Below are 12,506 nucleotides of genomic sequence, written 5' to 3'. Positions count from 1 at the left end.
ATTATGAGAACAAACAACATGTGGTTATTGCTGATCTTTTTATTAGCTATTTTTTCCAGCTGCTCGCGGCTGGAAGAAAAAACATTGATCAGCGAATCCGAAAGAAGTCTTAAATCCAATGTTTCCGCGCAAGCCGTTACAAGCTGGCCGCGGCCAACCCCTACCCTACATGTCGGTGGCAAGTACCTCAAAGATCCCTGTGACAATAATATTGTCCTGCACGGGGTAGCCATTACACCAAGCCCTTGGTTCAATGGCTGTCAGTATGGAGCCAACTCGGGCTACTGCACCTGGGACAATTACAATGTGCAGGGCGCACTCAATTACAACAAGGCGGTCATGGACAAGCTCAGCAGCGCCGCCGACGGTTGGTACCTCAATTATATCCGTCTGCATATTGATCCTTATTGGACCAATGATCCAGGTGCACCCATTCCCGAAGACGATATCTCAAGGTTCAACTACAATCGTCTGGTTACCTACACTGACCAGGTCATTGTACCCTTAATCAATCATGCCCGCAGCCGCGGTATGTATGTCATCTTACGTCCTCCAGGTGTATGTCCGCACCGTATCGCCGTCAATGATGCTTATCATACCTATCTCAAGACCGTATGGACTTTTCTGTCGCAGCACACTGCCCTAAAAAATGCAGACAATGTGATGTTTGAATTGGCTAACGAACCTGTTGAAATCCTTGGGACGAACGGTACTTGGGGAATGACGGGAAATGAACATTTTGCCGCGCTGAAAAATTTCTTTCAGCCCTTAGTCAATATCATCCGTAACAACGGAGCCAACAACGTCTGCTGGATACCCGGTACCGGTTGGCAATCCCATTACCAAGGCTACGTCAATAACCAGATTACGGGTGGCAACATTGGCTATGCGGTACACATTTATCCCGGTTATTGGGGCGGTGTCAATACCTATCAAGCTTTCCAAAATGCCTGGAATACCAATGTCAAACCTATTGCTGACATTGCGCCAATCGCTATTACAGAGACCGACTGGGCTCCACAGGGATATGGTACTTTCGGCACAGGATCTACGGGCACCGCTGGTGGTAATGGTTTTGGTGCAAATTTGAAATATATCGTCGATCAGTCTGGCAATGTCAGCTGGAACCTCCTTGCTCCCGACGACCTGCTCCATAAAGGCGACCCCAATGCCGGCACCGCCTTTAATAACGATTGGGATGCCTGCGCTGCACCGAGCAAACAATGGTTTCAGCAATATGCCGCCTCCAATTACCCCATGTCTAACTGCACCGTCACCAGCTTGGTGAACAATGGGATTTACGAAATTGAATTTCAGACCGATGCCAACAAAGTCCTTGATTTGAAATCAGGGGAAGATGCCAACGGTGCAGCACTCAGACCTTGGACCCGAAATGGTGCAAACGCACAGCGCTGGGTAGCCATCGATGCAGGCAATGGTTACTGGCGCTTTGTCTCCAAAGCAAGCGCAAGCAGTCGTTGCATCGATCTGACAAGTAACAGCAATGTACTCGGAACTGCCATCCGGCTCTGGCAGAACTATGGCAATGATGCGCAGGCCTGGAAGGTCACAGCTGTAGCTAATGGCTATTACAAAATTACCTCAAAGGTAGATGCCACACGCGGTTGGGATGTACCCAACTGCACGATGGATGGCAACTCCAATCTGCAGCTTTGGGATTACTATGGTACATCCTGTCAGTTGTTTAAATTCAAATTTATAGCGATGAACTAAAGGTCATCTTTTCGCGGTAAGCTATTCTTACCGCGAAATAGTTTATTTTAATCACATGAAAAACTTCACCATGCGACAAACACAATTTAAAATCCTGTTAATGATCTTCCTTCTATACGGTTTTTCAGGTACAGCAGCGTTCGCCCAAGACAAAAACTTCCATATTTACCTTTGCTTTGGACAATCCAATATGGAAGGGCACGGTAAATTCGAACCCCAGGATACCATGGCCATCGAACGGTTCAAGGTACTATCGGCAGTAGATTGCCCCGATTTAGAGCGGCAATATGGCCAATGGTCGCCGGCCCGGGCACCACTCACACGCTGCCACACCGGACTTACACCTGCAGATTATTTTGGCCGAACACTTGTAGAAAATCTTCCCAAAAATATTGAGGTCGGTGTCATCAACGTTTCAGTAGGTGGCTGTCATATTCAATTATTTGATCAGGACAGCACAGCAAGTTATGTTGCAAAGTCACCGGAATGGATGAAATCCATGCTTGCTGCCTATGACAACAATCCTTATCAGAGACTGGTAGCCCTAGCCAGGATGGCGCAGCAGAAAGGTGTTATCAAAGGTATTTTGCTTCATCAGGGTGAGTCCAACACTGGCGATCGGCAATGGCCCAATAAAGTAAAAAAAGTCTATGAAAGCCTCCTGCGCGATTTGCACCTGAGCGCCCAAGATGTCCCGCTGCTTGCCGGCGAACTCCTTTCGGCCGAAGCCGGCGGTAAATGCGCAAGCATGAACGCTATCATTCAGACACTGCCCGCTACCATCCCTACTGCCCATATCATCTCCTCCAAAGGCTGTGCAGGTATTGGCGACGGACTACATTTCAGTCCTGCGGGATACCGGCAGCTAGGCAAAAACTATGCGGCAAGCATGCTTAAATTGCTAAAAAAAACAACGAAATAAAAAAGCTAGGGAATCAATCCCTAGCCTTTACAGATAATCAGCCATAGTGATACACACCATGATCGATATGGCCATTCGTTCTAATAATAGTATCCTTTATGGCTTAAGGCAATAACAGTACATACTGTTGTCCTTTAATTTCCAAAAATTTTGGCTAATTCCTGGTGTAACAGTTCACCTTTGATATTGATAGCAACAATGTTTCCTTGAGGATCCACCAGATAATTTTGCGGTACGGCACGCACGCCATACAGCACTGCTGCCTCATTGCTCCAGCCCTTTAGATCGGCGACATGTATCCAAGGCAATCCATCATCCTTAATGGCCTTTAACCAGGCATTTTTTCCTTTTGTATCATCCAGCGAAACCGCGAGCACTTCCAGGCCCTTATTTTTATATTTGTTGTATGCCTTCAATAAGTTGGGGTTTTCAGCACGGCAGGGACTACACCAGCTTGCCCAAAAGTCGATCAGCACATACTGACCTTTAAAATCGGATACGTTGACCAATTTCCCTTCCGTATCTGGCTGGGAAAAATCAGGTGCCTTATTACCGATTTTCACACTTCTCTCCGCTAGGAAACGTGCTTCCAACTGTCGCGCATTTGTCATTTGACGCACCTCTTTGGAAAGCTTCAAAAACAAAGGTTCGATCTCACTGAGCTTGCGTTTATTGGCCGCATCAATAAGCGCGTCCACCGCAAAGATTGAATTGGGATTTTTGGCAGCAAATGCCAGCTCTTTAACCCGTCGCGCCTCAAATCGCGCCTCAAACTTCTCATGGATAGCCTTATACTGCTCATTGGCATCAGGAGCATCCTGCTTTACGGCCGAAAAGGCCTTGTTACCCGCATCAATAATATCCATAAAACCACCGCCAATCTCATTTAAATAAGCGACATAGGCGTTATGCAAGGGCGCCCCCTTTATGGCAGCGGTACGCAGTGAATCTTTGATGGTCATGTTGTAAGTTTCATTACCCAAATAAAAATATAATCGATCGCCAATATTTTGTGCGATCAATTTACCCTTACCGTCCTGATCAAACACCATTCGGGAGTAAGCTGGCTCCTCCACCGTTCCTTTGAAACTAAACTTGCCATCCACAATAGCCGATGAATCCGAGGCTGGAAATCCATCTTTTGTGTAATCGAGATACACTTTTTTGCCATTGAAAGCTTGTGGTACAGTTCCTTTGATCTGAAAACCGGCTTGTTGCGCAAATAATGTCAAGGGCAAAAATGCCAGCGCTAAGGCAGCTATTTTTAAATTTTTCATGTTTATATAATTAGATTGTATATTGTTCTTTTTTTACTTACGCCAGGTCATATCCACGGGATTTCCGGGAAGACCGTCAATTGTTTTAAGCAGCTCGCCGTTTTTCCCTACCCGGATATCTATATAATACAGCGCGCCTTCTGCCCCCGCAATCAATGTATTCTCATCATCATCCAGTTTGAGCAGGCTGACATCCGATTTGATGGCTGCCTTCAACAGTTCCACCTGCTGATTGAGCGGATTATAGCGAAACACCTGATTTTTGTAGGCCACATAGATGTACCCATTGCGGGTGGCCACCATCTTTGTTTCGGTATTTATCCATTCTTGTTTTATAAAGAGTCTCTTATGTATTGCCGTAATCATAAACGGTCCGTTAAAATTTGCATTGAACTTCAGTTCATACAGTTGGCCGCTACCATCCTTCACATAAGCGTAGGTATCTGTGTTATTGATCTGTACCATTTTAATCAGATCCATACCCACCTTTGTCGGATCAAAAATTTCAGTATTTAGGGGACTATACTGGGTACCAAAATACATCGGACTGCCATACATATTGATTCGGATAAACTGCTTTTTATTTTTTTCGAAAGCAATTACACTATAGTTGTTGTCGACGGTTGTCAATATAATTTCCGGTGCCAATTCATAGTCCCCATCCGCGTAAGTTCCAAACATACCATAGGTATTCGATTGATCCCAGGTATTCGTTGTTCCGCCATAAAATTTGCCGTTAATGACGCCCATCATTACTCCTTGCGGATGAGCGAGCAAATTTCCGACAGCAATCGTTGCGGGAGCTAGAAAAAAGTTATCGTGCAGCGTACCGGGCTTCACCGCTTCTTTAACCAAGTTGTTGACATCGAGGCGCACACCTGCCTGTTTGGAAATAATCCAGTATCCTAATGGGGTATTTCCCGTGAACTGATTTTTGAGGTAATGGATATGCATCGGATCAGGTGGTAATGGTTCGCGATTGATCGCCTCATAAATATTGGCTTGTACGCTGTTGTCAGGTTTTATAAAGGACAGCTTACTGACCCCATTCTGGATGGATAACACAAGTGATCCTCGCGAAAAAGCCGTCGCTCCCTGGATTTTGAAATTATAGAAATATTTCATTCCATTTGCCGTATTGGTCACCGTAAGACGCGCCGTGTATCTTTTGGCCTGAAGCCCAAAAACGATGCGTAGGGTGGGCCCTTCGTAGTGGTTGGCTTCGGGGACAATTGCCTCCGGTACATCGATGCGCCAGTTACATTTCAGTGAAGCCGCATCGATGCCCGTAATTTTAGGTGCTATAATAAGACTATCGCCAACCGAAGCTTCATACAAAGTATCCAATCCGGTAATCTGCGGGCCCTCAGGCATATCGATGGCATAATTCCCCTTGTCCTTATAACAGCTACCCAAAACCACTAAATTTAAAGCCGCAATGGCAAAAAATAGTATTGCTCTTGATCTCTTTACATTTCTTTTCATCTTATCTGACTTCCTTTCCTGATTCATCTATAAAATAATACTTACCCGAAGCGCTATTCTTTCTCAATAAGATGCTTCGGTTTGGATTGTCCACGTGATAGAACTGATAGGTCTGTCCGTCGTCTTTACTGCTCAGCACATAATTCTTTTCCGGGTGATCTTTCACCCATTTAAAAGGATCATTGAGCATCATCAGCAGGAGATTGACAAAGTAGAGATTCTTGGGTGCATCAAGTCCGACTGTAGAAAGCGAGCGCTGTTCAGTCACAATCAAGAAGAGCTGATGTTTTACCCGCGAATAATTATCAAGCCACATGGTCCACCAGGCCGGTTGCTCCAATCGGGCAGAAATTATGATGCGCGCGCGTATCAAGGCTGGATTTTCAACACCAAAGTCATCGCTTGCCTTTAGTTTTATGAGCAGTGATACAGATTGATTTTCAAGTTCGCTGATATTGTGTACGATAATGGGCAACTGTGCCCGGCCTGCATCACTTTCTATGGTATAGGCCGGTTTCAACTGTTCATAATGCAGATCAGCACGGGCCGTTGATGAATCCTTTTCCACGAAAGCCTCGTATTGTCGCGCTTGCTGATCACGGTATCCCATCACTTTGACAGGAACAAAAACGGTATCCTGTGCCTTGGTCATATCATAGGCAAAGGTGTATACAATGCTATCCCGATCCGTGTCGCTCAGATCGAAATAAACATTAGCCGACCTATCGTAAGTCGTTAAAACCGCCTTTTTACAAGACCACAGTAGCAGCAGCGGCAGTAGCAGAAGTAATAAAATATTTTTTTTCATTTTGGTTACTATTTACCGTTGTCCATAAATTATTTCATCATCAGGCAGCGGCCAAACATAAATTTGTTGACTGGCTGGAATTGTGGTGCCTTGCTGTCCGACAATTGGTACATTGAGCCGCTTATAGGCAAAAAACAATTGCCCTTCGGCAAACATTTCCTTACGGTATTCCTTAAGAAGTTCGTTTCGAAGTTTGGAATCGGTTGATATATCTACTTTCTGACCAATGCCGCGATGTTCACGTACTTCATCGAGCCATGCTGCAGCCTGAGCGGGAGATGTCTCGTAGCTACATTCAGCAGCGATATAATAGATTTCTGACAAGCGGATCGCAGGCGCGACCAAATAATGCAGATTGGCTGCAAAACTGTCGCCCAGTGTATTCCTTCGATATTTGTGAATAGATGATATAAAGGAATTCCCAACACTTACCGTTCCAAACCATTGCGTATAGCGCATGTCACCGCCACCGGCTCCTGCAACCTCGTAAATGGTTTTTGCTTCATCCTGATCTAGATAAATCGCGCTGTTGTTATCCTGGAACCAGTCGTTGTTATAGGTGCTGTTCATGCCTGGGATGTACCAGGCAAACAATAGCTCTTTATAGAAAATCCGATCTTTTTTATCCGCATCGACGGCAAGGAAATCCGTGGCATTGGTCCATGGAAATTTTTTGACATCGATCACTTCACGTGCGTTCAGCAATGCCTTTACTTTATCTCCACTATAGAGATAGGTACGCGCTAGCAGCCCACACACGGCATAATAGTTGAGCCGGTGCCTTCTGTTTTGTAAAAAGAGACTCTTATCCTGCAGTTCTGAATTTTTCAAGGTGTCTCCGACGGTAGGATAACCAATCACGTAGGATTTCATGCGGATGGGATCAACCTTGAGCAATTCTTTAGCGTCTTCCAGATCCCGGATCACCGAATCCAGAAGTTGTGACACCGTGGACAGTTTAGTGGATTTATTGGAATAGGTCGTTACATAGGGAATGGCTTCAATTTTGTCATTCACAACCGGAGCCGGACCAAATAGGCGTAAAGCATCAAAATGTAGGTAGGCTCTCAAAGCCAGCGACTCCCCTTTGATCAATTGATAGTTGCTTCCCGTAAATAACTGCTTTTTACGGTCAATTTCACCAAGTATCAGATTGGCATTGACAATACCATTGTATAAACCCTTCCAGATATTGTCCTTTCGACCAATAAAGTTACCATCATTGTATTTAAACAATTTGGTCTGTTGATAACGCAAGGGATCATTACTTGACAGCGCATAGTTCTGCGCAAGCACTTCTGGCGTTCCGATGGTCAGCTCCTTGCCATAAAGATCATCTTTAGCACATCGCGTATATACGCCGATCAGGGCTTCCTTGAAACCGTCCTCGGTAGAAAAGAGGACCGACTTGTCGATTTCGCTTTCAGGTTGTATATCCAGCCACTTGGAGCAAGAAAGCGTACTCAGGGCTGTGAACAGTATTAAAACTATAGTTAACTTCTTCATCTGTACATATTTTTTCCATCCGTAGGATGGGACTTACCATCTTTTATAATCCTGCCTGTAGGGTAAAAGTCACACTGCGGGCAAATGGGTACGTAATTCCGCGTTCTACTTTCACCGAAGACCAACGAAAAATATCATTTGCAACAAGTCCAACACGCAGGCTCGACAGCGCCAATTTTTTCGACAGCGCTTTTCCAGCATCGTAAGAAAGATTCAGTGACTGCAGGGCAAATAAATTGTCAGGCATGATAAAACGCGAGGAAACCCGCGTTTGCCCCAGATCCTGTATGCTTTTGTAAAAGGTCACATCGCCAGGATTTTTCCATTTTTCCTCCAGGACTCTACTGTCCACATTATAACGCGGGTCAGCATTTTCGACACGGTCTACCAAGGTTTGATTATAGGTTTTACCTCCTATCCGCGTCTGGAAATAAGCGACCATCATAAATTGCTTATAGCGTAGTGTCCCGCCGAAAAATCCTTCCATTTTTGGTGTGGCCACCCCGACGACATCAATATCCCGTGCATCCCAGTCATACGACAATGTGCCATCTTTTTTGATATACACTTCCTTGCCGTTTTCCGGATCTATCCCCAAGGATGGGACGGCATATATGGCGTCCAACGACTGACCTTCTTTATATCGAAGCAAGGGTACGGCCATTAAATCACTCCCCTGCTGTGCTTCATCGACGCGTTCGTTGTAGCTCTTCAGTGCATTTGAAATACGTACGATTTTATTTCTGTTCCGTACCAAATTTGCCAATAGACTCAGCGTCCATTTTTCTTTTTTAAGGGCAATCCAATTGGCGTTGAGTTCAAATCCTTTGTTTTCAAGATCGCCCAGATTCTCTTTATAAGAGCTGAATCCCGTAGAAGGAGCCAAGTTGATATCGGCCAAAATATCTCGGGTAATCTTATGGTAGTAGCGTGGCGAAAGTGTCAGACGATCGTGCCAAAGTCCAAGATCAAGACCGACATCGGTACTCTGGGTCTTCTGCCAGGTCAGATTTTCATTACCATAATTACGGACCGTACTTCCCAACCCTGAGGAATACCAATTGCTCTTATCATAACTATAGGTTGTCCGCGACATGTAAGGATCGAACTGTACAGACCCCGTCAGTCCTATCGTAGCACGGAGCCGCAACTGGCTGACCACATTGTTGGCAAACCATTTTTCCTTATGCATATTCCAGCCGATTCCCGTCGACCAAAATGGAGCAGTACGCTTGTTGGACCCAAATTTGGAGGAGCCATCAATACGGACGGTAGCATCCATCAGATAACGGTTATCATACGAATAATTAGCACTGAGAAAGGCACCAAATAGCCTGGAGGCACCCAAGCTACTCGAAGGACTCGCATTCTCAGCATATCCTTTGGCAAATCCCACACTGGTAAATCGGTCATTCGGAAAGCCTATCGCTTTGAAAGAACGCTCATCATAGCTTTCCGTCCGGATATTGGTTCCCCCGACCACATTGAAGCTATGTAGATCAATCGTACGCATCCAATTGAGCCGTATGTTTGCATCCCAATACAATTCATTATTTGTATAGCTGGTATAACTACCCTTTTCATCTGTTTGTGCTGTAGGATAGAAATAAAAATCATTGGCTAAGGGAGAGCGGAAATTATCATCGGTATTCAAGCGTTTCAACAAACTCACCTGTCCCCGCAGGCGCAGTCCATTGCTGAGGTCAAAATCACCGGAGAAATTGTTCAGCAATTCGGTATATCCCAGTTTATTGAAACTATTCAACGTCGCATTGTAAAGTGGATTCAAGACATATTCCCGTTGTGCACTTCCCGAATTTGCTACCCTTGTCCATACATCGGCCTCCTGTATTATATTTCCTTGATCATCTGTCATGCGGTAATAAGGATTCATTCTGACATAATCCGCAAAATTTCCATAGGGAGATTCACGTCCATCGACCACTGTTACGGCAAGCTCGTTCTGAAATCTAAATTTACCTTTGAGGTTATAGCTAAAGTTTAATCCGCCCGAATATTGATTTCTTCCCGATCCTTTCATCACACCGGGCCTGGTCTGATAACGCATGTCCACGCCATAACGAAACGTCTCCGAACCACCTTCCAGATAAAGGCCATGCTTTTGCCCTACCGCAGTCCGTACAGGCTGTGACAGCCAATAGGTATCCACACCGCCAAGGACATTGGCCAGCTTTTGATAATACAGTTCATCCAAGGCATCCTGTTGCTGCCGCTGAATCTTGGCATCATACAGCCCGGCCAGCTTCTCATAAGCCAATTTATCAGCAGCATGCAATACATCATATCCTGTCAGGTCGGGCATATTCACATTGCTCTCATGCGTATAAGTCAACTGCAATTTACCGTCCTTGGGCATTTTGGTCGTAATGACCATCACACCGTTGGCCGCTCTCGAACCATATATGGCGGTTGCAGCAGCATCTTTCAAGATCGTGACACTTTCAATGCGGGTCATATCCAGGTCGAGCACCTTCTGTACACTTACTTCAAAACCATTTAATATAAAGGCCGGCATATTGATTGTGGTCGTGATATTATCCCTTCGCAGCACTTCATTCCCTCCAGTGGGCAATGAAGAAGATCCACGCACATTGATATTTGGCAAAGCATTGGGATTGGATCCAGCAAGATTGTTGTCGAGCAATTTAAATGATGGATCGAACACTTGCATGGCCTGCAGCACATTCTGCGGATTGACCTGCCGTAGTTCATCGCCACTTTTGGTAATAGCAGTTCCGGTATAGGAATCTTTTTTTAGTACCTGATAACCGGTAACAACGACCTGCTCTAGTGCATTCGCTTCTTCTTCCATCACTACACTATACTCATCTTTGTTTTCGACCAAGGCGAGCGTGTAGTTTTTATAGCCCACCCGACTTAATGTAAGCGGTTGCATTGTACCGACAAAAGAAAAACGTCCCTCTTTATCGGCCACTGCGATGGTATTGCCCAGCTGTGAAATGTTCACGTCGGAAAGCGGCGTACGGTCTCTTCCAAGGACTTGTCCGCGAATCTGTTTTTGGGATGATTTTTCTACCGGGGGGAGGTTTTTGGGCTCGGATTTCCGTGGACTTGTTTTTTTTTCCAGGAAAATCGTCTTCGATTCAATCGTGTAGCCGATTTCCTGCGGACTTAAAATTTTATCAAGAAATAATTTAAGCGGCATTTTGTCCGCTTTAATTGAAATTGGCTTCGCCGACTCCAATATCTTTTTGGCTCCGAGCACTTCATAGTTCGTCTGAATTTTGACCACCTGCAGCACATCCATCAGTGGAACATTGCGCCCGGCATAGGTTACGGTTTGCCCATTTACCTTATGACCCAGCTGTAGCAAGACAGCCAAAATGAGCCATAAAAAGGGTCTGGTCGCTTGTGAAAAACAACTTAATTTCATTAATTCTAGTTCGTTTAGTTAGGTTAGATTGCAGGATCGATTGCATAGATGACAAGATCCACTGCTCAATTTGTTAATTCATATCGTTTGGTCAAGTATAATTTTACGTTCTTTACTGCCCTCCTTTCTGTGCTTTAGGATTATTTTTTTCAATGATGAGTTTCCCATCGTCCGTCAAATGATAGGACAGGTCCTGGTCTTTTAATATTTTTAGGATCGTTGATAACTTGCTCGTTCTGAATGTTCCCCCGAAGAAGGAAACATCGGGTACATCGCCCTTATAAACCACATCAACCGCATACCATTGAGACAGTTCATCCATGACCTGCCGAAGTGATTTTCCGTCAAAGTTGAATTTGCCATATACCCAAGCCATTTCCTGCGCTATGTTGACCGGATGCTTGGTAAGCTGCGTTCCGGCATTGACCGACTGATCGCCGGGGAGCAAGGTTACTTTTTGGCCTTTGATCAATTCTTTTACCTGTACTTTTCCCTCCAGCAAGGTTGTTTTTGTCTGTGCTGCTGTCGGATAGGCATTGATATTAAAATGCGTTCCAAGCACCTGCACCTGTTGATTTTTGGTGTGCACAATAAAAGGTTGATCTTTGCGTTTTGCAACTTCAAAATAGGCCTCGCCCTGGAGACTGACCTCGCGTCTGTCTTTCGCGAATACCGTCGGATAAGCAAGTGTAGTCCCAGCATTTAGCTTCACCTGAGTGCCATCGGGCAAAGTGACCTCGTAGGTACCACCACGCGGAGTTTCTATCCGGGCAGATACCGCTGCATCGATCGACGCCACTTCATGACCATCGTTATAACGTATACCTCCGCCATCGATCACGACTTGCTTTTCGCCCCTATCCAAAGCATATTGTCTACCATCTGAGAGTGTTATAATCGCCCGATGGGAAGCCGGAAGGCGGTCATTTACAGCCTCAAATTGGGTTTGAACCGGCCGGCTGTTATCCTGATTCCAATACCACACAACCGAAAGTGCTAACAGCACACTAGCGGCAGCAACATAAGGCCATAGACGCTGCAGCAGCCCAGACCTTTTGGTTGAAGAACGAAAGGAAAGCTTAGCTTTTATCGACTCAAAATTACGTTGCTTTTCAAAATGCTGTAGACTGGCATAAGCCTCACGCTGCTGCTCCTCATCCAGGCAACGCCAATAAATCTGTTTGTTCATCACGGATTCTTGCAGCCAGCGTTCCAAAAAAAGACGGTCTTCGCCGCTGAGCGTTCCCCGCATTTCACGGAGGACAAGCGAACTGATACGGATAAGTTTTTCTTCTTCTTTAGGGTCCATTTTACGCTATTTCATCTATAGATACCACGCCGATTTAAAAAAGTACCAAA

Annotated in this window: 8 protein-coding genes; 2 read left to right on the top strand and 6 right to left on the bottom strand. The window is 45.2% G+C overall.

Annotated elements, in window-relative coordinates; all coding sequences use genetic code 11:
• Positions 1–3 precede the first annotated feature (3 nt).
• Positions 4–1,734: an RICIN domain-containing protein gene (locus AAW12_RS19360; protein ID WP_046675257.1), complete on the top strand. Its 1,731-nt coding sequence runs from the start codon at positions 4–6 to the stop codon at positions 1,732–1,734.
• Positions 1,735–1,834: 100 nt separating this feature from the next.
• Positions 1,835–2,656: a sialate O-acetylesterase gene (locus tag AAW12_RS19355; protein ID WP_231585304.1), complete on the top strand. Its 822-nt coding sequence runs from the start codon at positions 1,835–1,837 to the stop codon at positions 2,654–2,656.
• A 134-nt stretch (positions 2,657–2,790) separates the two neighbouring features.
• Here AAW12_RS19355 and AAW12_RS19350 read toward each other — a convergent pair whose 3' ends face one another.
• The 6 genes from AAW12_RS19350 to AAW12_RS19325 all read right to left on the bottom strand — a co-directional run bounded on the left by AAW12_RS19350 (position 2,791) and on the right by AAW12_RS19325 (position 12,456).
• On the bottom strand, positions 2,791–3,933 hold the full coding sequence (locus AAW12_RS19350) for a TlpA disulfide reductase family protein (protein ID WP_046675256.1): 1,143 nt from the start codon (positions 3,931–3,933) through the stop codon (positions 2,791–2,793).
• A 33-nt stretch (positions 3,934–3,966) separates the two neighbouring features.
• Complete coding sequence (locus AAW12_RS19345) at positions 3,967–5,418, bottom strand: PKD-like family lipoprotein (RefSeq protein ID WP_197084100.1); 1,452 nt, start codon at positions 5,416–5,418, stop codon at positions 3,967–3,969.
• 1 nt (position 5,419) lies between these two features.
• On the bottom strand, positions 5,420–6,226 hold the full coding sequence (locus AAW12_RS19340) for a DUF4843 domain-containing protein (RefSeq protein WP_046675254.1): 807 nt from the start codon (positions 6,224–6,226) through the stop codon (positions 5,420–5,422).
• A gap of 12 nt (positions 6,227–6,238) precedes the next feature.
• Positions 6,239–7,732, bottom strand: coding sequence for a RagB/SusD family nutrient uptake outer membrane protein (locus AAW12_RS19335; RefSeq protein WP_046675253.1), 1,494 nt, complete (start codon positions 7,730–7,732; stop codon positions 6,239–6,241).
• A 43-nt stretch (positions 7,733–7,775) separates the two neighbouring features.
• Positions 7,776–11,147 carry a SusC/RagA family TonB-linked outer membrane protein gene (locus tag AAW12_RS19330; RefSeq protein ID WP_046675252.1) on the bottom strand — a complete coding sequence of 1,124 codons (3,372 nt, stop codon included), beginning with the start codon at positions 11,145–11,147 and terminating at the stop codon, positions 7,776–7,778.
• 112 nt (positions 11,148–11,259) lie between these two features.
• Complete coding sequence (locus AAW12_RS19325) at positions 11,260–12,456, bottom strand: FecR family protein (RefSeq protein ID WP_053003829.1); 1,197 nt, start codon at positions 12,454–12,456, stop codon at positions 11,260–11,262.
• Between the last annotated feature and the right edge of the window lie 50 nt (positions 12,457–12,506).

The organism is Sphingobacterium sp. Ag1 (assembly GCF_000988325.1).
Taxonomy (GTDB): Bacteria; Bacteroidota; Bacteroidia; order Sphingobacteriales; family Sphingobacteriaceae; genus Sphingobacterium.
This window is presented reverse-complemented; position numbering and strand designations above follow the sequence as displayed.